The 20,954-nt window shown below is 66.5% G+C and carries 19 protein-coding genes; 8 read left to right on the top strand and 11 right to left on the bottom strand.

Annotated features, from left to right (window positions below; all coding sequences use genetic code 11):
* Nucleotides 1–5: 5 nt before the first annotated feature.
* From C7I55_RS00750 to C7I55_RS00715, 8 genes are all read right to left on the bottom strand, one after another.
* A complete protein-coding gene (locus C7I55_RS00750; RefSeq protein ID WP_233221963.1) occupies nt 6–2,933 on the bottom strand; it encodes a TonB-dependent receptor in 2,928 nt (975 codons plus the stop codon).
* A gap of 574 nt (nt 2,934–3,507) precedes the next feature.
* Nucleotides 3,508–4,938, bottom strand: a complete 1,431-nt coding sequence (locus C7I55_RS00745; protein ID WP_106510995.1) for a glycoside hydrolase family 28 protein — start codon at nt 4,936–4,938, stop codon at nt 3,508–3,510.
* 84 nt (nt 4,939–5,022) lie between these two features.
* A complete protein-coding gene (locus C7I55_RS00740) occupies nt 5,023–6,576 on the bottom strand; it encodes a carboxylesterase/lipase family protein (RefSeq protein ID WP_106510994.1) in 1,554 nt (517 codons plus the stop codon).
* An 18-nt stretch (nt 6,577–6,594) separates the two neighbouring features.
* Nucleotides 6,595–7,614, bottom strand: a complete 1,020-nt coding sequence (locus C7I55_RS00735; protein WP_106510993.1) for a sugar kinase — start codon at nt 7,612–7,614, stop codon at nt 6,595–6,597.
* Nucleotides 7,611–8,366 carry a 2-dehydro-3-deoxy-D-gluconate 5-dehydrogenase KduD gene (gene kduD, locus C7I55_RS00730; protein ID WP_106510992.1) on the bottom strand — a complete coding sequence of 252 codons (756 nt, stop codon included), beginning with the start codon at nt 8,364–8,366 and terminating at the stop codon, nt 7,611–7,613. The genes C7I55_RS00735 and kduD overlap by 4 nt, the downstream gene beginning before the upstream one ends.
* A gap of 125 nt (nt 8,367–8,491) precedes the next feature.
* Nucleotides 8,492–9,331 (bottom strand): 5-dehydro-4-deoxy-D-glucuronate isomerase, encoded by an 840-nt coding sequence (gene kduI / locus C7I55_RS00725; RefSeq protein ID WP_106510991.1) that lies wholly within the window; start codon nt 9,329–9,331, stop codon nt 8,492–8,494.
* Nucleotides 9,332–9,414: 83 nt separating this feature from the next.
* Complete coding sequence (uxaC, locus tag C7I55_RS00720; RefSeq protein WP_106510990.1) at nt 9,415–10,851, bottom strand: glucuronate isomerase; 1,437 nt, start codon at nt 10,849–10,851, stop codon at nt 9,415–9,417.
* A 308-nt stretch (nt 10,852–11,159) separates the two neighbouring features.
* Entirely contained in the window at nt 11,160–12,227 is a 1,068-nt protein-coding gene (locus C7I55_RS00715; protein ID WP_233221962.1) for a LacI family DNA-binding transcriptional regulator, read from the bottom strand.
* Between the two features lie 126 nt (nt 12,228–12,353).
* Here C7I55_RS00715 and C7I55_RS00710 point away from each other — a divergent pair, with 126 nt between their 5' ends.
* The 3 genes from C7I55_RS00710 to C7I55_RS00700 are packed head-to-tail and all read left to right on the top strand — an operon-like array spanning nt 12,354 to nt 15,895.
* Nucleotides 12,354–13,871: a UxaA family hydrolase gene (locus C7I55_RS00710; protein WP_106510989.1), complete on the top strand. Its 1,518-nt coding sequence runs from the start codon at nt 12,354–12,356 to the stop codon at nt 13,869–13,871.
* Between the two features lie 23 nt (nt 13,872–13,894).
* Nucleotides 13,895–15,256, top strand: a complete 1,362-nt coding sequence (locus tag C7I55_RS00705; RefSeq protein WP_106511599.1) for a mannitol dehydrogenase family protein — start codon at nt 13,895–13,897, stop codon at nt 15,254–15,256.
* Nucleotides 15,257–15,274: 18 nt separating this feature from the next.
* The gene (locus C7I55_RS00700; protein WP_106510988.1) at nt 15,275–15,895 is read left to right on the top strand and encodes a bifunctional 4-hydroxy-2-oxoglutarate aldolase/2-dehydro-3-deoxy-phosphogluconate aldolase; all 621 of its coding nucleotides are present in this window, start codon (nt 15,275–15,277) and stop codon (nt 15,893–15,895) included.
* 31 nt (nt 15,896–15,926) lie between these two features.
* Here C7I55_RS00700 and C7I55_RS00695 read toward each other — a convergent pair whose 3' ends face one another.
* Nucleotides 15,927–16,457, bottom strand: a complete 531-nt coding sequence (locus C7I55_RS00695) for a MarR family winged helix-turn-helix transcriptional regulator (RefSeq protein ID WP_199192670.1) — start codon at nt 16,455–16,457, stop codon at nt 15,927–15,929.
* Between the two features lie 82 nt (nt 16,458–16,539).
* On the opposite strand from C7I55_RS00695, the gene C7I55_RS00690 reads away from it, so the two are divergent.
* The 3 genes from C7I55_RS00690 (at nt 16,540) to C7I55_RS00680 (ending at nt 18,287) form a co-directional block, all read left to right on the top strand.
* Complete coding sequence (locus C7I55_RS00690; RefSeq protein WP_106510986.1) at nt 16,540–16,944, top strand: DoxX family protein; 405 nt, start codon at nt 16,540–16,542, stop codon at nt 16,942–16,944.
* A 14-nt stretch (nt 16,945–16,958) separates the two neighbouring features.
* A complete protein-coding gene (locus tag C7I55_RS00685; protein WP_106510985.1) occupies nt 16,959–17,339 on the top strand; it encodes a VOC family protein in 381 nt (126 codons plus the stop codon).
* 141 nt (nt 17,340–17,480) lie between these two features.
* A complete protein-coding gene (locus C7I55_RS00680; protein WP_233221961.1) occupies nt 17,481–18,287 on the top strand; it encodes a 2-keto-4-pentenoate hydratase in 807 nt (268 codons plus the stop codon).
* A 61-nt stretch (nt 18,288–18,348) separates the two neighbouring features.
* Here C7I55_RS00680 and C7I55_RS00675 read toward each other — a convergent pair whose 3' ends face one another.
* Nucleotides 18,349–18,657: a hypothetical protein gene (locus C7I55_RS00675; protein ID WP_106510983.1), complete on the bottom strand. Its 309-nt coding sequence runs from the start codon at nt 18,655–18,657 to the stop codon at nt 18,349–18,351.
* A 93-nt stretch (nt 18,658–18,750) separates the two neighbouring features.
* Nucleotides 18,751–19,206, bottom strand: a complete 456-nt coding sequence (soxR, locus tag C7I55_RS00670) for a redox-sensitive transcriptional activator SoxR (protein ID WP_106510982.1) — start codon at nt 19,204–19,206, stop codon at nt 18,751–18,753.
* Between the two features lie 68 nt (nt 19,207–19,274).
* Between soxR and C7I55_RS00665 the strand changes: the two genes are divergently transcribed.
* A complete protein-coding gene (locus tag C7I55_RS00665) occupies nt 19,275–19,823 on the top strand; it encodes an NADPH-dependent FMN reductase (protein WP_106510981.1) in 549 nt (182 codons plus the stop codon).
* Nucleotides 19,820–20,944, top strand: coding sequence for an arylamine N-acetyltransferase family protein (locus C7I55_RS00660; RefSeq protein ID WP_106510980.1), 1,125 nt, complete (start codon nt 19,820–19,822; stop codon nt 20,942–20,944). Before C7I55_RS00665 ends, C7I55_RS00660 begins: the two co-directional genes overlap by 4 nt.
* Nucleotides 20,945–20,954 lie beyond the last annotated feature (10 nt).

Genomic DNA, 20,954 nt, shown 5'->3' with positions numbered 1-20,954 from the left:
TGGCCTTACATCTTGAAGCGGGCGCCGAACTGGATCGTGCGGCCGAAATGGTTGTACTCGTAATTGCGGTTCGCATCCTCGTCGGTGAAGCGGTCGCGATAATCGTCGGTCAGGTTGATCGCTTCCAGCGAAAGCTCGATCTGATCGGTGATCTTGTAGCGAACCGAGGCATCGACGTTGATCGACGAATTATAGCCCTCGAACAAATTGCCGGTGGCACTGAGCGGCGTGCTCGGATCGAGGAAGCCACTACGATAGCTCGCCGAGACGCGCGCGCTGAAGCGGCTGTCCTCGTAGTAGAGCGTTCCGTTATAGGCACGCTTGGACAGGCCCGACAGGGCGTTCGACGCCGTCACCGGAACGTTGGGGCCAAAGGCGAAGCTTGGCGCACCGACATTGGCCACCGTGACCGGCCCGGACAGGCCGTAGGTGGCGCTGGAGTCGATGAAGGTCGCGTTGACGATGCCACCGAAATTCTTGAGCACGCCGGGCAGGAAGCTGAACGGTGCCTGCAGCGAAACCTCCATGCCCTTCACCTTGGCGCCGCTGCCGTTGATGAACGTATTGATCGTCCACTGCTGACCTTCCGGATTGATCGCCGCCGGCGAGCTCGCGGGGATCACGCTGGTCGGCAGGCCGGTGGAGGCGAAGGTTCCGGTGATGGTGCTCGCCACCGGGAAGCTCTGGATGTCCTTCTTGAACAACGCCACCGAGAAGATCGACTGCGGCGCGAAATAATATTCGAACGCGAGGTCGTACGCCGTCGCGCGGAACGGATCGAGGAACGGATTGCCGAAGTTGATTCGATAGTTGAATCCGTCGACTGCGCCGCCCGGGGTCAGCTGGCCCAGCGTCGGACGGGTAATGACGTTCGACACGGCCGCACGGACGATGATGTTCTCGGTCGGGAAGAACGCGATGTTCGCAGCCGGCAGCCAGTCATTGTAGCTACGATCGATCGACACTTCGGTGCCGCTGGTAAGCCCGCGCGACACCTGATCGGTGTGCACATAGCGCACGCCGGCATTGGCAGCATATCTGAGGCCGGCGATATCGCCCTTGAAATCGAACTGAACATAGCCGCCGGTGACCTTCTCGACGACGCCGCGAGTGTTACCCGCATCGATTGTCGGCGTGCGCGAATAGAGCTTGGTGAAGTCCGCAGCAGCATCGAGGTTGGGGACCAGCCACTGGGTGGTCGTGCCGGCCGGCTGGCCCGCTTTGCCGAGCTCGAACAGTTCGCCCAAATTGGCGGCCGGGAAGCCGTAGATCGCGGACGGCCCGAATGCCGAGGAAGGCGAGCAGTTGATCGTGCCGAGCACCCGGTCGACGCCGCCGTTACCGCACACCACCGTATCGCGCAGGAAGCCTTCGGTATCGAAGGTGAAGCGACGGTAGACCGCACCGGTCTTGACGGTGAAGCCGTCGGCCACGTCCCACTCGGTGCGCAGGCTGAGCGTTCGAAACTTGTTGACTGTGTCGGACGGACGATCGCGAATTTCCGCCAGCTGGAAATTGGCAGGATCGGTGACGCTGGTGCCGAACGAAAGCACCGGGCTGCGCGAATCCGTATAATCGTAGGAATAGCCCTGCGCGTCGCGGTCATCGAACACGAACGTGGTCTCGACCGGGATCGAGGCCGTCGACTGCGACATGCCGCCAAGCAAGGTGAAGCGGAAAGTATCGGAGATGTCCTGATCCCAGGTACCGCCGAACTGCCAAAATTCGGTCTGCGACTTGCGGAAATAATGTTCGGTGCGCACCCAGGCGTCGTTGAACGTGCCGCTGACCAGGTTGTTGGTTTCAGGATCGATCACGGCGTTGATGACGTCGATCGAGCGCTCGTTCGAGCGGAACAGGACCTCGGCCCAATTCTCCTCTCGATTGGCCTTGAAGTTCGAATAGAGGCCGTCGAGCGAGATCTTGGTGGCGTCGCTCGGCTCCCACTGGATGCTGCCGGTGATGCCGAGGCGCTTGCGGCTATGCTCGACTTCGCCGTAGCGCGGGATGCGCGGATGGAAGGCAAGCGCAGCGGCATCGCAGGCAGCGCTCGATCGATAGGTGCCGCCGGCGTTCGGACGCGGGGTCGTGTAGACGAGGTTCGCGCCGGTGCCGGTGGTGTTGTAGAAGCAAGGCGTGCCGTTCACCGAGTCGAACCGCGCCTGGGCCCAGCGGACGGTGTTGTTGCCGAGTTCGAGGGTCTGGTTCTCCTGATAGGCGGCCGAGACGGCAAGGCCGAGCGTGCCGGCGTCGTTCTTCCACGACAGCAGGCCCGCCAGGCGCGGCCCGAGATCCTTGCTGAGCGTGTTGTAGCTGCCCTGCGCCGATCCGACGATCGTGAAGCCGGCCTTGCCGCCGAGCGGATTGCCGGTGTTGAGATCGACGACCGCCCCCAGCGAGCCTTCGTCCAGCGATGCTTCCGCCGTCTTGTGGACGACGATCGAGTTGAACAGCTCCGACGCGAACACGTTGAAGTCGAACTGGCGATCGCGGTTCGGGCTGGCGCCGTCGGTGGAGGTCGCAACCGTTTCGAGGCCGTTGACGCGGACGCGGGTGAATTGCGCGCTGAGACCGCGAACTGTGATTGCCCGCCCCTCGCCGCCGTCGCGCTGGATCGAGATGCCGGGGATACGCTGCAGCGATTCCGCGAGATTCTGATCGGGGAATTTGGCGATGTCCTCCGCCACGATCGCGTCGACCGCCGAGACGCTGTCGCGCTTGACGTTCAGCGCTTCGGCAAGGGAGCGGCGAAACCCGGTGACGACGATGCCTTCCTCGTCCGGCGCCGCATCGGCCGCCTGCTCGCCGACATCGTTGCTGTCGAGCGTCTGAGCACCCGTGCCGGGAGCCGCGGCGCTCGCGTCCTGTGCCCAGGCAGGAGTCGCGAAGCCGGTCATGGCGAGGATCGAGGCGGCGCCGAGCAGCCTACGCATGATTGAGCCAGCCTGATGATCTGTGCGCATGTCGTCTCTCCCTTCGTGATGCGCGCCGCTCCGGGGCCGACGCGTAGATCCGATGCTGACACCGGTGTCGCCGCAGTCGCGCAAGGCGCGCCTGCTGCTGCCATACGGCGCGAGCGAGGGGGTTTGGCGAATGCCCGTCGACCATCCTCTCCGCGAGGCGCCCGGCTTATGCTGCCGTGGTCGCCATCCGTGTGACCCGCCTAAGTAACCGGTGTCATCGCTACACTTCCTGAAGCGGGGGCTGGTTCCTGTCAAGAGCAATGGAGGACCGCAGGACCTCGGGCAGCGCCGGCGTCAAACGCCGTGCCTAGGAAAGATTGCCGACCTCGACACCAACGATAGTCCGCGAAATTCCGTGCGTTGGAAGACTTAGGTGCCAGCGGACAGGGCCACCGTCGACGTCCGGAAAGCGGCATTCGGAGCGATGCGGTTCGCCCGCAACAAGCTTTGCGCCCCGATTTTTCCCTCCCGTTGCCCGATCGCAACAGTCGCGTTCGCCCCCGGAAAGCCGCGTCAGCCTGGATCCGCCCGACCCGAACATCCTCTAAGCGGCCTCCAGGGCTTCGACGACTCGCCCGTTCACTCGGACATTGTCGAGGCGGAGCCCTTCGGTGTGGCGAAGGATGCTCTTCTCCGTCACCCCGCCGAAATCACAGTCGCGGAGAAGTATGCCCTGAACCGGCGCACCTGGGAGGCCTTGGGAGTCGATGATCCGAACCGCTTTCTTGGCCCGCAGCCGCTCAACGACGATGTTGCGCAGCTGCGGCTTGAACGGGCCGTTGCCCCCTTCCTCGTAATTGAAGTCGCAGGTGATTGCAGCGCGTCCGACCTGGCCCACATCGATGTCGCGATAATGGAAATTCTCGAGCAGCCCGCCGCGCAGTGCGTTGTTCTTGAAGCGGATCGCATACCAGAGATCGGGGCTGTCCATCCGGCACTTCTCGGCGAACACCCATCGCGCCCCGCCCGAGATCTGGCTGCCGACGACGACGCCGCCATGCCCTTCCTTCATGTGGCAATTGCGGATCAGGATGTTCTGCGAGGGCGCGGCGAGCCGGCGCCCATCCGCGTTGCGGCCGGAATTGACGGCGATGCAATCGTCGCCGGTGTCGAACATGCACCCTTCGATCAGCATGTGATCGACCGATTCCGGATCGCAGCCGTCATTGTTGGGGCCATGGCCTTCGACGCGAACGTTGCGCAGGGTGACGTTTCGGCAGAGGACGGGATGGATGTTCCAGAAGGGTGAGTTGATCAGACGCACGCCCTCGATCAGCACGTTCTCGCAGGCATAAGGCTGGACGAAGGACGGCCGCAGATAGTGGCCGTCGCCGAAGCGGCGCTTCTCGACCGGCACCGCATCTTCGGCCATCTGGAACAGGATCGCCCGCGACTTGCGCTGGTCGGGCATCCCCTCGCGCCAGCCATGATCGATGGTGCCGCCCCAGCGACCCTTCCACGACCACCAATGCTGCGCGTTCGCCTGGCCATCGAGCGTACCGCGGCCGGTGAGCGCGATGTTCTTCTGCCCGTGCGCATAGAGGAAGGGCGAGTAGTTGATCAGCTCGATCCCCTCCCACCGGGTGAACACCATCGGGTAATCGGCGGGATCGGTGCTGAAGGCGAGCGTCGCTCCGTCGGCGAGATGGAGCTCGACATTCGACTTGAGGTGCACGGCGCCGGTCAGGAACCGGCCCGCCGGTACCAGCACGCGGCCGCCGCCGGCTTGGCTGCAGGCGGTGATCGCCGATGTGATGGCGGCGGTGCACAGGGTTCGCCCGTCTCCTTTGGCGCCGTGCGCGACCACGTCGAAGGTCCGCGCGGGAAATGTCGGCGGACGCACGCGCGCAGCGATTTCGCTGGCGCGGCACCACGGATCGGTCTCGGCTGCGAAGGCGGCGTGCGGCAGCATCGCTGCAGTGGCCCCGGCGCCGGCATAATGAAGAACTTCGCGGCGCGACGGCGTTGCGATCATGATCCTCTCCCAGGCACCTCTGCGGGCTCTGACACCGGTAGCGTCGCCGCGCTCCAGTGTGAGGTCAAGCACTTCCTCGGCCGGTCAGGTTCCCGGCTGGATATAGGGTACCCGCGCAAACAGCTCGCGCTCCCATTTGCGGGGATCGTCGATCGCGCGTGTCTGGACGTCGAAAAGCATCGTCGCGCGACCGGGGATCCGATAGTGCGGCCAGGCCGGCATGCCCGGATGGTTGGGATCGCCGGAGCGGGCAAAGGCAAGAAAAGCGTCCATCACGCGGCCGCTCAGCGCCCGGGCATCGACGCCCGTCCCGGTGATCGAGCCTTCCGCGTCGAGCGTTCCGAACGACAGGGGGATGTCCATCGTGTGCGGTGCGCCGCGCCACGGCTCGACCGGCGACTGATAGTCGACCTGGTAGACCCAGGTCGGCGTGCCCGCGGCGGCGCGGGCGTCCGCTTCGATCACCTGCCCCGGCCAGCTCCGCCCCGCCGTGGTTGCCGCATAGAAGATCCGCTCCGGAGACCAGTCCGGGAACCGCGTGCGATACTGGGCGACGATCCATTCGGGGTGGAGGTCCATGCGCAGCTCCGGAACCATCCGCTCGGCGAGGTTCGACCAGTCGAGCCCGGCAAGCTTGGGGCCCTTCGGATCGATGAAGGCGCGGGTCTCGTCGCGCGTGTTGCCGAGCATCATCGGGATCGCATTCGACTGCGGATGGGCATCGGGCCAGAACGGGTGGCGCGTCAGCCACTTCATGTCGAGCACCGGGCCGAAATAGACGGAACCGCCGATGATCGGATCGGTGGCGGTGAGGCCCTCCACCAGCCGTTCGACGGGGATGGTCGGCAGATCCGCGGGACCGATCTTGAGCGCCTCGAGATAGGCCCGGGCGCGGGCGGTGGCGTTGAGCGGGCCCGAGGCGGTGACCTGCTGCCCGCTCATCGTGATCGCGCGGTGGAACAGCCCTTCCGCCGCGGGCATGCCCATCAGGGTAGCGATCTTGGCGCCGCCGCCGGATTGGCCGAACACGAGCACCCGTCCGGAATCGCCGCCGAAGGCCCCGATATTGTCGCGGATCCACTGCAGGGCGAGCACGAGATCGAGCTGGCCGAGATTGCCGCTGTCTGGGAACCGCGCGTCGAGCCTTGCGAGATAGAGATAGCCGAGCGCGTTGAGGCGGTGATTGACGGTGACCACCACGGCATCTCCGCGTGCGGCGAGATGGCGGCCGTCGTTAAGCGGGTCGGCAACGCTCCCGGTCGAATAGGCTCCGCCGTGAAAATAGACGAGCACGGGGCGCTTGCCGCCGGCTTTGGCCTCGGGCGTCCACACGTTGAGGAACAGGCAATCCTCGCTCGTCGGGCGATAGCGGTCGCCGCGCTGCGGCGCGGACGGGCCGAAGGCGGCTGCGTCGACGATGTCGCGGCTCGACACCGGCGCGACCGGCGCCTTGAAGCGCTCGGCCGTGCCGTAGCGGATGCCGCGGAACACCGAGACGCCGCTCTCGCGACGACCGCGGACCCGGCCCAGGCTGGTGGTGACGACCGGCGCCCTGGCCGCTGCACCGGCAGCGCCCGGTACCAGAGCGGCGGCGCCAAGCAGCGCTCCGGCGCCCACCAATGTGCGTCGGTCGATCATCCTCTTTCCTCCAGAATATCAGCGGCGGACGTCGAGCTCGCCGGCCAGGAATGATTCGATGTCGCGGGTGGTGAACAGGCTCGCGTCGCCGGGAAGGCTGTGCTTGAGCGCCGTCACCGCAAGACCTGAGCGAACCGTCCAGTCGAGATCGCGCTTGGTCAGCACGCCGTGCAGGATGCCCGCCGCGAACGCGTCGCCGCCACCGATGCGGTCGACGATGCCCGACACCGCCACTTCCTCGGTCTGCGCCGCCCCCTCGCGGCCGTCGATCCGGGCGGCGATGCGGTGGGTATCGGCATCGACGACGTGGCGCGCGGTCGAGGCGATCAGGCGCAAGTTCGGGAAGGCTTCGAAGGCGGCTTCGGCCGCCTCTCGCCGGCGGTCGGCACCGTCGCCGCTGAACTCCGATCCGAGCAGAAGCGAGATGTCGCGATGATTGCCGAACAGGATTTCGGCCCTGGCGACGAGCTGCGTCAGGATGGTCCGCGGATCGCTCGGCCAGCGCTGCCACAGTTGCGCGCGGTAATTGCCGTCGAACGAGATCGGCACGCCGCGTTCGGCCGCGGCTTCGGCAGCGGCCAGCGCCATCTCCGCCGATTGCGGCCCGAGCGCCGGCGTGATGCCGGAAATGTGGAACAGCGAGGCGCCGTCGAGCAGCGCATCCCAGTCGAAATCGGCGGCGGTGGAGAGCGCGAAGCTGCTCGCATCCCGATCGTAGACGATCTCCGACGCGCGCAGGCCCGCGCCCGGCGCCAGGAAATAGAGGCCGAGCCGTCCAGGCCCGGTGCTGACCGACGAGGCATCGACCCCGTAGCGGCGCAGGTAGCCGCGCACCGCGTCGCCGAGCGTGTTGTCGGGAACGCGGCTGACCATTGCCGTGGCATGGCCCAGCGACGCGAGGCCGACCGCGACATTCGCCTCGGCCCCGCCGATGACGACATCGAGCTTTGGGCTTTGCAGGAGCAGCTCACGCCCCGGCGCGCTGAGCCGGAGCATCATTTCGCCGAAGCAGACGACCCGGCCCGGCGTGCCGCTCATCGTGCCAGCCAGCCGCCGTCCACGGCGAGGACGTGGCCCTGGATGTAATCCGACGCGGACGAGGCGAGGAACACTGCGGCGCCGCCGAGGTCGGATGGATCGCCCCAGCGTGCGGCGGGAATGCGCTCCATGATCTGGCGGTTGCGAGTCTCGTCGGCCTGCAGCGCCGCCGTATTGTTGGTGGCGATATAGCCGGGCGCAATCGCGTTGACGTTGATGCCCTTGGGCGCCCATTCATTGGCGAGCAATTTGGTGAGCCCGGCGACGCCCGATTTGGACGCGGTGTAGCTCGGCACGCGGATGCCGCCCTGGAAGCTCAGCATCGATGCGATGTTGATGATCTTGCCGCGGCCCTGCCCGATCATGTGGCGGCCGGCCGACTGGCAGAGGAAGAAGACCGACTTCAGATTGGTGTCGATCACCGCATCCCAGTCTCCCTCGGTGAAATCGACCGCATCGGCGCGGCGGATGATGCCGGCATTGTTGATCAGGATATCGAGCCCGCCGAGCTCGGCCAGCGTCTGATCGACGACGTCCTGCACCGGCGCGATCGTCGACAGATCCGCCTTGACCAGGATCGCGCGCCGGCCGGCGCCGCGCACCAGCTCCGCGGTCTCGTCGGCACTGGAGCGGCCGACCAGAGCGACATCGGCACCGGCCTGCGCCAGCGCGACGGCGATGCCCTGGCCGATGCCGGTATTGGCGCCGGTGACGACGGCGACTCGCCCCGTAAGATCGAATGGATTGGTCACTGCTTCATTCCCCACATCGTTCGCCCCGTGCCTGTCGAGAGGCCTTCCTTCGCGCGTCGCGGAGCAAGGAAGGAAAGGGTTTCGACAGGCTCAGCCCGAACGGAAATTGTGCCTGGACGCGATGCTCAGGCCAGCTGGCAGATGTCGAGGACGTTCATGTCGGTATAGTCCTGGTTCTCGCCGGCCATCGCCCAGATGAAGGCATAGGCCTTGGTGCCGGCGCCCATGTGGATCGACCAGGGCGGGCTGATCACCGCTTCCTCGTTGGCCAGCACGATGTGACGCATTGCCTCGCCTTCGCCCATGAAGTGCATGACGCGGTCGTTGTCGCCGTCGAGCTCGAAGTAGAAATAGATTTCGCTGCGACGCTCGTGAATGTGCGGCGGCATCGTGTTCCACACCGAACCGGGCTTCAGCACGGTCAGGCCCATGACCAGCTGGGCGCTGTCGCAGACGCCGGGGATGACGAGCTGGAAGATCGTCCGCTCGTTCGATTCCTCGAGGCTGCCGCGCTCCAGCGCATTGGCGTCGGCGATGCCGAGCTTGCGGGTCTGGAACGCCTTATGCGCCGGGCAGGACGCGAGGTAGAAGCGCGCGCCCTGGCCCGAGAAGACGACGTCCTTGGCGCCCATCGTTACGTAGAGGCAATCCTTGTTGCCGAGTTCGAATGCCTCGCCGTCGACGGTGACCGTGCCGGCGGTCTTGCCGACATTGACGATCGCCAGCTCGCGGCGCTCGAGGAACGGGTGGCCGACCGCGGAAGCCGGCTCGGTCTGCGCGGGCAGGCTGACGTCGGTGGAACCGACGGCGACGCCGCCGATCACGAAGCGGTCGGCGTGGGTGTAGTTGAGCACGCACTCGCCTTCGCGGAACAGGCCGCCGATCAAATAGCGGTCACGCAGCTCGTCGTTGGACACGCATTCCATCATGTCGGGGTGGGTGGCGTAATAAGTGCGATCGAACATGGAGGTCTCCGTCATGGGTCAGGCCCGCCCCTCGCCGCCGCCTGGCGGGAGGAGATCGGGCGAAAGGAAAAAGGTCTCGGCGATCACGCCGCCGCGGCCTGAACCTGGTCGAGCCGGTAGGCGCGGCGGACCAGGCCGTAGGTGAGCTCGTGGGCGAGCTCGGCCGCTTCCCAGTCGAGCAGGCGATGCTCGGCGACGAGGCGCGCGAGGAAGGCACAGTCGACACGCCGGGCGACGTCGTGACGCGCCGGGATCGACAGGAAGGCGCGGGTGTCGTCGTTGAAACCGACCGTGTTGTAGAATCCGGCCGTCTCCGTCGTCATCTCGCGGAACCGGCGCATCCCTTCCGGGCTGTCGTGGAACCACCAGGACGGGCCGAGCTTCAGGCACGGATAATGGCCGGCGAGCGGCGCCAGTTCGCGCGCATAGACGCTTTCGTCCAGGGTGAAGAGGATGATCGACAGGCGGGGCTCGTTGCCGAAGCGATCGAGCAGCGGCTTCAGCGCATGGACGTAATCGGTCCGGGTCGGGATGTCGGCGCCCTTGTCGCGGCCATAGGCCTCGTGCAGCCAGCGATTATGGTTGCGGCACGATCCCGGATGGATCTGCATCACCATCCCGTCTTCGACGCTGAGAGCCGCCATCTCGGTCAGCATCTGGGCGCGGAACAGCTCGGCATCTTCAGGGGACCAGGTGCCGCCGATGATGCGGGCGAACAAGGCCTCCTTTTCCACCTGCGGCAGATCGGCGGTGCGCGCCGTCGGGTGGCCGTGATCGGTCGCGGTCGCGCCGGCGGCGCGGAAATCGGCCCGGCGCTTGCGGTGCGCGGCCATATAGCCGGTCCAGCTGTGGACATCTTCGCCGGAAAGCTCGGCGAAGCGCGTCAGCGCACTGGCGAACTCCTCATGCTCGGGATCGATCACCGCGTCCGGACGATAGGTGGTGACCACCCGGCCCGCCCAGCCGGACTGGCGTATCGCGGCGTGATACACGAGATCCTCGTGCGGCCCTTCGGTGGTGGCGAGCAATTCGATGTTGAAGCGCTCGAACAGGGCACGGGGGCGGAACGCGGCCGTCGCCAGCGCTTCGTTCAGCCGGTCATAATAGAGATCTGCGGTCGACGCCTCGAGCGCGACATCCATGCCGAACACTTCAGCGAAGACATGGTCGAGCCACGTTCGCGACGGAGTCCCGCGGAACAGATAATAATGCGACGCGAACAGGCGCCACGCCTCCCAGGGATCCGTTGGCGATGCACCCGCGCGGCTCGGCACGCCCAGTCTCTCGAGCGAAAGCCCCTGGCTGTAGAGCATGCGGTAGAGATAATGATCGGGTGACAGCAGCAGCTCGGTCGGGTTGGTCCAGTTGGCGTTGCTGGCGAACCAGGACGGATCCGTATGGCCGTGCGGGCTGACGATCGGCAGGTCGGCGATCTCGGCATAGAGCGCACGGGCGACGTCGCGGGTCGCGGGATCGGCGGGGAACAGCCGGTCGGAATGGAGCGTGAGGGGCCTGGGCATCGCTTTCCTAAACGCTTGGGGTGATCTCGCTGCCACCTCACCATCCGGTAACCGGTGTCAGGAGCCAGTGCAAGGGCCCGTCGCTGGTAACGCGATGCGAATGCGAATGCGAGTCCATCGAAGCCGTCGGCGTCACTTAGCGGTTCGGCAGCACGAAGATCCGTGATCAGAAACGGATCTCGTCGTCGCGTTCGAAGAACGACCACCCCTTACCCCGTTCAGCAAGTGGTGGATGGCGCCCCTCTTCCATCCACAACTTCGTGGAAAGACAGGTGGCGCTTCCTTTCAGCTTAGCCAGGAGGCCGGCTTCACGTCTTCGGCGGGGTCACCGACGCGCGTTTCACCAAGGTCGACAGGAACATCGACGGCTCTGACACGTCCGCCTCCGCTTCCGCGCCGCCCACCGAGACCAGCAATTTCAGCGCCGCCGAGCGCGCCATCGAGACGATCGGCCAGCGCACGGTGGTCAGCGGCGGCCAGATATGGGCCGAGATCGGCGTATCGTCGAAGCCGATCACCGAAAGCTGCTCCGGCACGTCGATCCCCCGCTGGCGGGCGGCATGGACGACGGCAGCGCCCATCTCGTCGTTCGAGGCGAAGATTGCGGTCGGACGCGGCGAGAGATCGAGCAATTTCTCGGCCGCGGCGAGGCCGGAGGCGAAGGTGTAATTGCCTTCCGCGATCAGGCTGCGCGGCAGCTTGATCTTGGCTTCGGCAAGCGCATCCTCGAAGCCCTGGCGGCGCTCGGTCGCCGAGCGGAAGCCGTGCGGGCCCGCGATCAGGCCGATCGACCTGTGGCCCTGCTCGATCAGATAGGCAGTCGCGCCGCGCACCGCCTCGCGATCGTTCGACGCGACCATGTGATCGGGATCGTCGAGTTCGGCCGAGCCCATCCGCACGTAGCGGCAGCCGACTTCGTCGCAGAGTCTGGCGAGCGCGTCGTTCTCCGAGATCGGCGGCAGCAGGATGACGCCGTAGAGTCGCTGGCGCTCGAGGAAGTGGCGGACGTCGTCGAGCATCGCCGCCGAGCCGCGGTCGACGGGACGGACGATCATTTCGAAATCGGTGCCCTGCAGCGCCTCGAGTATGCCCTGCTGGACATTCAGCACCATCTGGGCGTTGGGATTGTCGTGGATCAGCCCGATCAGAAAGTTGGTCCGCAAAGCGAGGGCGCGGGCCTGCGGGTTGGGCACGTAGCCGAGATCGCTTATGACCTCGAGCACGCGCCTGCGGGTTTCGTCGTTGAGCAAGGGAGAGCGGTTGATGACACGGCTGACCGTCTTCTTCGAGACACCCGAGAGGCGGGCGACATCGTTGATCGTCGGCTTGCCCGTGCCGCGCCGCCCAAATGGCACCTCTTCCGACTTGCTGCTCACAGATGCCTCCCCTTTGCTCTTCCTTAGCGGAGCTTTGGCGCCCGCAAAAAGGCCAAATGCGTCAAAGCCTTGTTCCAGGGCCGCGGAGTTCGTATATGACACCGGTTTCCAGATGATACAAATCGGATGACCCACAGCATTCTCCTCGCCACGCCGGCGCAAACGCGCGCCCTCCTCCGGCTCGATCCGCGCGACGACGTCGCGACGGCGCTCCGCCCGCTCGAACCGGGCGAGCGGCTCGAGGTCGACGGCGAGATCGTCGACGTTCGCGAGGCCATTCCGTTCGGCCACAAGGTCGCACTGCGCGATCTTCCCGCCGGCGCCGAGGTGCGCAAGTTCGGCTGGCCGATCGGCGCGCTGACCGCCGCGGTGCGGGCCGGCGAGCACGTCCATGCCCACAATGTCGTGACCCAGCTCGAGGGCGTCGAAGGCTATGGCTACGCGCCGTTCCGTGAGCAGCCGGTGGCGCCGGGCACGGCGCGCACCTTCCTTGGTTACCGCCGCGCCGATGGACGAGTCGGCACCCGCAACGAGATCTGGATCCTGCCGACGGTCGGCTGCGTCGGGCGCACCGCCGAGAAGATCGCGGCGATCGCTCATGCCCGCCATTCCGGCACGATCGACGGAGTCCACGCCTTCGCCCATCCGTTCGGCTGCTCGCAGCTCGGCGATGACCTCGGCGGCACCCGCAAGATCCTGGCGGCGCTCGCCTGCCATCCCAATGCCGGCGGAGTCCTGCTGGTCGGCTTGGGCTGCGAATCGAACCAGCTCGACCGCCTGCTCGAGGAGGTCCCTGAGGCGCTTCGCGGCCGGATCCGAACGTTGCGCGCCCAGAGCGCCGAGGACGAGATCGAGGAGGGAGTCGCGCTCGTCGATGCCCTGGTCGCGACAGCATCTTTGTCGACCCGCCAGGAGGTACCGCTCTCCGAACTCGTGCTCGGGCTCAAATGCGGCGGTTCGGACGGCTTCTCGGGCCTCACCGCCAATCCCCTGGTCGGGCGCATGGCCGATCGCGTCATCGGCGCCGGCGGGTCGGCGATCCTCAGCGAGATCCCCGAAATCTTCGGTGCCGAGCGGCTGCTGATGGCGCGCGCCAAAGACGAGCATGTGTTCGATTCCGTCGTCGGCGTCGTCAACGACTTCAAACGCTATTTCCTCGCCCATGGCGAGCCGGTCTCGGAGAATCCGTCACCGGGCAACATCGCCGGCGGGATCACCACGCTCGAGGAGAAATCGCTCGGCGCCGTCCAGAAGGCCGGCCGCTCCGCGCTCGAGGACGTCATCCGCTATGGCGAGCGAGTGCGCCGCAAGGGCCTCACCTTGCTCGAAGCGCCGGGCAACGACGCGGTGTCGTCGACCGCGCTCGCCGCCGCCGGGGCGACCGCGATCCTGTTCACTACCGGCCGCGGCACGCCGCTCGGCTTCCCGGTGCCGACGGTGAAGATCGCCTCCAATTCCGATCTCGCGCAGCGCAAGCGCGGCTGGATCGATTTCGATGCCGGCCAGGTGCTGACCGACGGCGTCGACAAGGCCGCCGAGGCCCTGCTCGATCGGATCGTCGCTATCGCCGGCGGGGCAGAAACCGCGGCCGAGCGCAATTGCGAGCGGGAGATCGCGATCTGGAAACGGGGCGTGACGCTGTGACGGCGGCGCCTTATGGCGTCGCCATGCAGACTGGAATCGTCCATTTCGGCCCCGGCGCCTTCCACCGCGCGCACCAGGCCGCCTATATCGACACTATTCTCCAGAGCGATCCGCGCTGGGGCATCGCCGCGGTGTCGCTGCGCTCCCCCGGCACGGTGGAGGCGCTGAAGGCGCAGAACGGGCGCTACACGCTTGCGATCCTCGATGCCGAGACGCGGTTCCGGACGCTCCAGGCCCACAATCGCTTCTTCGGCCCCGGTGAAAGCGAAGGCGTGCGCGCATTGCTGCGCGACCCCAGCGTCCGGATCGTCTCGAGCACGGTGACCGAGAAAGGCTATTGCCTCTCCGGCGACGGCACGCTCGATCTCGGCCATGCCGACATCGTCCACGATCTCGCAACGCCCGAAGATCCGGTCAGCATCGTCGGCTGGCTCGCGCTTGGCCTCAAGGATCGCCGCGATGCCGGCCTGCCCGCGTTCACCGGCCTGTGCTGCGACAACATGGTGTCGAACGGCAAGAAGCTGCGCGCCGCGGTGCTCGCTTACTCCGAGCGGCTCGATCCGGAGCTTGCCCGCTGGATCGCCGATGAAGCCGCCTTCCCGGATTCGATGGTCGATTCCATCACGCCGGCAACGGACGATCGGCTGCGCGCACTGGTCGCCGCCGAGACCGGGTATGACGACATCATTCCGGTCAGCCGCGAAGCCTATGCCTCCTGGGTGATCGAGGACGTGCTCCCCGAAGGCTCGCCCGATTTCGCCTCGGCCGGCGTGGTCCTCGCCAAGGATGTCGGCGCCTGGGAGCGGGCCAAGCTGCGCATCCTCAACGGCGCGCATTCCAGCCTCGCCTATCTCGGCCTGCTGATCGGGCACGAGACGGTCGCGGACGCGATGGCCGACAGCGAATTGGCGGCCTTCGTCGAAGCGCTGATCCGCAGCGACATCATTCCGTCGCTCGAACCCTCCCCGCTCGACCTCCAGGCCTATGCCGGCGAGATCCTCGATCGCTTCCGCAATCCCGCAATCGGCCACAAGCTCGCGCAGATCGCGTGGGACGGATCGCAGAAGCTCCCCTACCGCCTGCTCGATACGATCCGCGAGGCACTCGAATCGGGTCGCAGCGTCGATCGTCTGGCGGTGCCGATCGCGGCATGGATCCTGTTCGTGCGGCGCCAGGCCCACGCAAGCGCTGCGATCGTCGATCCGCTCGCTGCGCGGCTGACCGAAATCGGGGCTGGCGAGCACGCCGCCGAAGACCTGCTCGCCCTCCGCCAGATCTTCCCGGCAAGGGTGGCGGAGGACTCGACCTTCCGCGATGCCGTGCTAAGCGCGGTTTCCGCAATGCGGCAGGAAGGTCCGCGAGCCCGCCTGACGCCTAACGCCTGATCTTGAGGAGCTTTTGAATTGGCCGACATCGACCGCATCCTTGCCGCCGCGCCCGTCATCCCGGTGCTGGTCATCGACCGCGTCGAGGATGCATTGCCGATCGCGCGCGCTCTGGTCGAAGGCGGCCTTCCGGTGCTCGAAGTGACAATGCGTACGCCCGCCGCGCTCGACGCCATCCGCGCGATGAAGGAAGTCGAAGGCGCGATCGTCGGCGCCGGAACGGTGCTCAACCCCAAGCAATTCGATCAGGCGGTGGAGGCCGGATCCGAGTTCATCGTCAGCCCCGGCCTCACCGAGACGCTCGGCCGGGCCGTTCAGGATGCGCCGGTGCCGTTGCTGCCGGGCGTGGCAACCGCCGGCGACATCATGCGTGCGCTCGACCTCGGCTTCACCCGCCTCAAGTTCTTCCCAGCGATGAGCTCCGGCGGCATTCCGGCGCTGAAGGGCTTCTCGGCCGTGTTCGGCGGCGTGCGCTTCTGCCCGACCGGCGGCATCACGCTCGAAACCGCACCGGATTGGCTTGCGCTCAAGGCCGTCGCCTGCGTCGGCGGCAGCTGGATGGTGCCGGCCGGAAGCGTCGATCCGGACGCGATCCGGGAACGCGCGCGCAAGGCCGCAGCACTGCGGCCGAGCGCCTAACCTCCGACGGAATCGAGGCGGGCGCCAGGCTCTAATTCTGAGGGGCGGCCGCTAACGATCCCGCAAGCTTCGAGAGCAGCTGCGCAAGCCTGCTCTGCTCCTCCTCCGTCAGCGCATCCAGCAGGCGCGCCTCGATCGCCATGTCCTCGCGGAACGCCGCCTCGGCTCGCGCTCGGCCCTCGCCGGTGAGCTGGACGGGCAGGCTGCGCCCGTCCTTCTCGGCGGCGACCCGCTCGATCAGGCCGGCTTTCTCCAGGCGCGACAGCCGGTCGGTCAGCCCGCCCGACGAGATCATCAGCGATCGATACAATTCGGTCGGCCGCAGCCGGTAGGGCGCGCCGGCGCGCAGCAGGGTCGACAGCACGTCGAATTCTCCGGTGTCGAGCCCGTGCCGGGCGAACACCGCCTCGATCGCCGGCCGCGCGGCCAACGTTATCCAGCGCGCGCGGCCGAGCACCGCCATCCCGCGGGTGTCGACGTCCGGCAACTCCTGTTCCCATTGTCGCCCGCGCAGCCCGACATGATCTTCAAACACGGCGTCGGCAAATTGTCTTGACGTCAAGATGATTCTCCAATATCTCGATGTCGAGATAGTCAGCCGTGCGTGTTTTCTCAACCTGCAAACAGAATTGTGGAGGGCGACGATGACCGAAAAGACCAAGGTCCGAATCGGATGGCTGCTGACCGGGCTGTTCGCCCTGTTCATGCTGCTCGCCTCCGTCACTCCCAAGCTCCTCCAGCTCGACGTCGCACGCGAGGCGATCGCAATCGCGGGGTGGGACGGCCGCCACCTGCTGCTGATCGGGATCATCGAGCTTGTCTGCTTGGCGCTCTACCTGTTTCCGCGCACGTCCTTGCTCGGTGCGGTGCTGATGATGGGCCTGCTCGGCGGCGCGATCGCCTCGCATCTTCGCGTCGGCAGCCCGCTTGCCAGCCACACATTATTCGGCGTGTATCTCGCCGCGTTCATGTGGGGCGGTCTGTGGCTGCGCGACCCCGCCTTGCGCGCCCTGTTTCCCTGGCGCGCCGCACCGGCCGGCACACGTTGACAGAGGAGGACATCATGGCGTTTCCACGCATCGAGCATGTCAACGTTACCGTCACCGATCCGGAGCGGGTCGCCGCTTTGATGATCGATCTGTTCGGATGGCGGATCCGCTGGCAGGGCCCGGCACGCGACGGCGGCCGCGCGATCCATGTCGGCTCGGCCGATCATTATGTCGCACTGTACACGGGTGATCGGGACCATTACGGCCCGGACGATTTCGCCAAGGGGCGTCCGCTCAACCATATCGGAATCGTGGTCGAGGATCTCGATGCGGTCGAGCAGCGCGTGCTTACCGCGGGCCTCCTGCCCTTCGCACATGCCGAATACGAGCCTGGGCGTCGATTCTACTTCCTGGACTATGACGGTATCGAATATGAGGTCGTCGCATATTCCTGAAAGCAGCGGCCCGCAAAAAGGCAGTCGCTCCTTCAGGCGCGACGACATCGCGCAGCTTCGAAGAGGCTTCACAATCGCCGACAGTTGCGTATGACACCGGTTTCCAATACGCTTGCGCAAAATAGAAGCGAGAGTGAGCCTGTGACCCTTCTTTCCGATGCTCCGGCGGACATTGCCGGACGTTTTCTCGCAGCACGCCGCGCTGCCTCCGGCCTTTCCGATTATCCGGGAATGCTTCCCGAGACGCTCGACGCCGCCTACCGTGTCCAGGACGAGGCGATTGCCGCCTGGAACCAGCCGATCATCGGCTGGAAGGTCGGCCGCATCAATGCCCCGCTCGACGCGCGCTACGGCGCCGACCGGCTCGCCGGACCGATCTTCGCCAGTGCGCCCGGCGGCACCGACGGCGCGGCCCCGGCGATGCCGGTCTTCGGCGCCGGCTTCGTCGCCGGAGAGGCCGAGTTCCTGCTTCGCATCGCCCGCACTCCGCCGCAGGGGCACAGCCGGTTCACGCTGGAGGAAGCCGCCGATCTGATCGAAGCGGTGCATGTCGGCATCGAGATTGCGAGCTCTCCGCTCGAGCCGATCAACCGCATCGGCCCCCCGGCCGTGATCTCGGATTTCGGCAACAATAACGGCCTCGTTATCGGCGCCGAGATTCCGGACTGGCGAACGAGCGGCTTCGAGGGATGGGAAGTCGAGACCTTCATCGACGGCATCTCGGTCGGCACCGGCAAGGCGGCCAACTTCCCCAATGGCGCGATCGGCGCCGCCCGCTTCCTGTTCGAGCTGATGGCGAAGCGCGGCATCGCACTGCAGCCGGGCCAGTGGATCTCGTCGGGCGCCGTCAGCGGAGTTCACGACGCCCGCCCCGGCCAGCGCGTCGAGGCGCGCTTCGGCAGCCACTATCGGGTGGAATGCTCGCTCACCGAGATGCGCGGCGCCTGAACGATCTGCCGCGGACGGGGAGCGGCGGTTTCCGTCCGCGGATTGTCGGGTCGTCCGCGGATCAGTCGCCTGCCGCGACCAGAGCCTGCCCGTAACGGTCGAGCATCGTCGCTGCATCGGTGCCGACCGACGAAGCGACGTCCCGATCCAGCACCGCCGCAATCTCCGACATGTATCCAGCCGCCTCCGCCGGCGAGAGCACGCCCTTGCTGACCAGCATGGCGAAAATGGCCGACGTGGTGATCGACTGGACCTCGATGATCCCACGCAGGGCTGCGGAGACGTCCGGCGCCGGCGCCACGCCGTTGTGCCGTCGTTCGGGGAGGGGCTGATCCTTGGGTGTCTGACGATTGAACAGAAACTTATTCATTTTACGCCTTAACTGGGTCCTGAGCGCGTGGCTTAGACGAGCAGGCGACTCGGCACCACGCGCCATGTCGCAGCAACACACCTACCGGCCGCATCAACCCAGAAGCACCGGCCCCGATCCGCTTTCCGACAGCACGTCCCCCGGGTTTCGCAGCGGGCAGGCCGAAACCGACAGGCACCCGCAGCCGATGCAGCCGTCGAGCTTGTCGCGGAGGTCGGTGAGGAGCGCGATCCGTCGGTCGAGATCCTCCCGCCAGCGCTCGCTCAAGCCCCGCCAGTCCGCCGCATTGGGCGTCCGCCCGTCGGGCAGGCTCGCGAGCGCATCGCGGATGTCGGCCAGCGGAATGCCGGTGCGCTGCGCGACCTTGATGATCGCGACGCGGCGGAGGACGTCGCGTGCGTAGCGGCGCTGGTTGCCGCTGCTCCGCCAACCGCGGATCAGACCCTTCGCCTCGTAGAAGTGAAGGGTGGAGACGGCGACGCCGCTGCGGGCGGCGACCTCGCCGACGCTCAGGCTTCTGCCATGGTCTTCGGGAGCGATGCGCACCATCTACTTGACCTCAATCTATGTTGAGGTTCTATGAACTGGCTCCCCGATGATTCGCAAGGAGCCAGCCGATGCGCAAAATGATGACTGTGGGCGTGATCTACGGCAGCACCCGGCCGGGACGCTTTTGCGACCGCGTCGCGCGCTGGGTGATCGAGGAAATCGAGGCGGACGGCGCCTTCCTGGTCGAGGCAATCGATCCGCTCGATGCCGCGCTTGCCGATCCGGACTCGGTTCGATCCGCGATCGCCCGGTCGGACGCATTCGTGATCGTCACCCCGGAATATAATCACTCCTACCCGGCGCCGCTCAAGGCGCTGATCGACGGCGCGTCCTCCGAGTGGCACGCCAAGCCGGTCGCCTTCGTCTCTTATGGCGGCGGATCGGGGGGGACCCGCGCGGTCGAGCACCTCCGCGGAGTCTTCGCCGAGCTCCATGCGGTCGGGCTTCGTGACAGCCTGAGCTTTGCCAATGCCTGGGAGCGATTCGACGCCGCCGGCCGCCTGATCGAGCCTGAACGGGCGAGACGGACGATGGCAGTGGTCCTTGCGCGCCTGCGCTGGTGGGCCGGAGCCCTCCTCGTCGCGCGCAGCACGATGCCCTATGCGGAGGCGGCATGACCATCATCGATCCAGCGGCCGCGCCGCGCATCCTCCTCGTCGGCCGCAGCCGTGACGTCCTCGACATCGTGCTTCAGGAGCTGCGGGACGCCGGATTGGACGTCAGTGGCACCGCCGATCCGGAAAGCGCGTCGGAGCATTTCGATCCCCGGGCTTTCGACATCGCAGCGCTGGGTGGCGGATTGCTAGGACCGGGCGGCGACGCGGTACGCAGCGCGCTCAAGGCAGCCAATCCCGATCTACGCCTGCTCGACGTCACCGCCCCAACGGCGACTCACCGCATCATGGCCGAACTGGAGCAGCGCGGCTCTCCCGTCGATCTTGAAGCTTATTGCGCGCGGATCGGCTATTCCGGATCGCTGACCCCCACCTTGGAGACGCTGCGTGCCCTGCACGCGCATCACATCGCAGCAATCCCGTTCGAGGCGATCGACGCACTGCTCGATCGCCCGATCGACATCGCACCCGCGTCCGTCGACGCCAAGCTGATCGCGGGACGCCGCGGTGGCTATTGCTTCGAGCAGAACGGCCTGTTCCAACGCGTGCTCGCCGCAATGGGCTTCGCCGTCGAAGGGCTGATCGCCCGGGTACGCTGGATGCTGCCGCCCGGGGCGCCGCCACGCCCTCTGACCCACATGGCGATGCGAGTGACGATCGACGGGACGCCCTGGCTCACCGACGTCGGCTTCGGCGGCAACGTGTTGCCGACGCCGATCCGCCTGGACATCGAGGGGCCGCAGCAGACGCGGCATGGCCCTTACCGCCTCGTCGCGTTCGGACCCGTCACCTTGCTCCAGGCGCGGCTCGGCGAGCGTTGGGAATCGCTGTACGACCTGCAGCCGCTGCCCGCCGCGCGATCGGACTATGAAGTCGGCAACTGGTTCACCTCGCGGCATCCGAGCTCGCATTTCCGCCATCAGCTGATTGCCGCCAAGACGACGCCCGAGGCGCGCTACAACCTGCTCGAAGGCAGACTCACCGTGCGCCGCCCCGGGGCGCCGGCCGAGCAGTCGCACCTCGACGCGATGGGCATTGAAGCGGTGCTCGAAGGCACGTTCGGGCTTCCCGTGGAGCAGTCCTGGCGCCCTATCATTGAGCGGGCGGCAAGCGTAACCGCTTAGAGGAATTGCG

This window comes from Allosphingosinicella deserti, assembly GCF_003012735.1.
GTDB classification, from domain to species: domain Bacteria; phylum Pseudomonadota; class Alphaproteobacteria; order Sphingomonadales; family Sphingomonadaceae; genus Allosphingosinicella; species Allosphingosinicella deserti.
This window is presented reverse-complemented; position numbering and strand designations above follow the sequence as displayed.